The 1,309-nt window shown below is 35.8% G+C and carries 1 protein-coding gene; it reads left to right on the forward strand.

Going from position 1 to position 1,309, the window contains the following annotated elements; genetic code table 11:
• The first annotated feature begins 234 nt into the window (after nt 1-234).
• Nucleotides 235-1,257 carry an IS110 family RNA-guided transposase gene (locus ELS83_RS21635; RefSeq protein WP_171597621.1) on the forward strand — a complete coding sequence of 341 codons (1,023 nt, stop codon included), beginning with the start codon at nt 235-237 and terminating at the stop codon, nt 1,255-1,257.
• Nucleotides 1,258-1,309: the final 52 nt, after the last annotated feature.

A 1,309-nucleotide genomic window follows, 5' to 3' on the forward strand; every position in this document is an offset into this window, starting at 1 on the left:
ATAGCTATCCCTTAGGTTTGCATAGTCATGGTTAGTCCTTCTGATTTTGTAGTTTAGTGGTGATTAACCAGTCAGCAGAAGTAAACTAACGATAGTTTAAGGTTTGTAACCTATGTCCCGAATTAGACTTCTGCCGACATGACTTAAGATACCAAATAGAATTATAGGCTGGAACCTAATAAGGGTATTAGTACACAAAGTCATTGGTTAATTCAAATTAAGCAAACCAAAGATATGAAAAAGACAGTTATTGTTGGAATTGATTTCTCTAAAAGAACCATGGATGTAAGCTATTTTATCATGGGAAGTATGCAAGATTATTGGTATAAGCAATTTGCAAATACAGAACAAGGTTGTCAAGAGATGATCTCCTGGATAAAGCAGAGTCACGCTCTGGCATCAGAGTGGCTAATTTGTGGAGAGTATACAGGAATTTATTCCATGACTGCAGCTATGGTTTTCAATGATAATGATCTTGATTTATGGTTGGAAAATCCTAATCAGATCAAGCTTTCCTCAGGCATAAGTCGAGAAAAGAATGACAAGGTTGATTCTTACCAAATTGCTTTGTATGCAGCTCGTTTTATAGACAGAGTAAAGCTATACAAACCACAAAGTAAGGTGCTTTTACAAATACGAGAATTGGTTCGATTTAAAGATCGATTAACGAAAGTAAAAACACAATTAAGTGTTGCTGCCAGTGAATTAAAACATGTCAGAAAAGATTGGCAGGAAACCGAGTATATCTGTGAATCCAGTAAAGTATTGATCAATCAAATTAATGCTCAGATTGCTGACACAGAGAAGCAAATGATGCATTTGTTACAAACTGATCCTGAACTCAAACAGATGTATCAATTAATCAACTCTGTAGTGGGTGTCGGTATGCAAACTGCAATCTATTTGTTAATACATACCTGGGGTTTTAAGGCTTTTGAAAATCCAAGACAATTGGCTTGTTATTGTGGAATTGTTCCCTTTGCCAAGCGTTCGGGAACAAGTCTTAGAGGCAAGCCACATGTGAGTCACATGGCCAATAAAAAACTAAAAACACTGCTTCACATGTGTGCTTTAAATGCAGTGAAATACGATCCCTACTTGAAGCTGTATTATCAGCGTAAAATAGAGGAGGGAAAGCATAAAATGAATGTCCTAAACAATGTAAGAAACAAGCTATTGCAACGTATTTGTGCCGTAATTACTTCAGGTCAGGAATATGACAAGAACTATTACATGCTAAACTTAGCAGCAGCATAATTAAATAAGAATTTTTAACCTGAATTGTTTGGTTTATCCATAGAATTCGGGA

This window comes from Marinifilum caeruleilacunae (genome assembly GCF_013141825.1).
Lineage (GTDB): Bacteria > Bacteroidota > Bacteroidia > Bacteroidales > Marinifilaceae > Marinifilum > Marinifilum caeruleilacunae.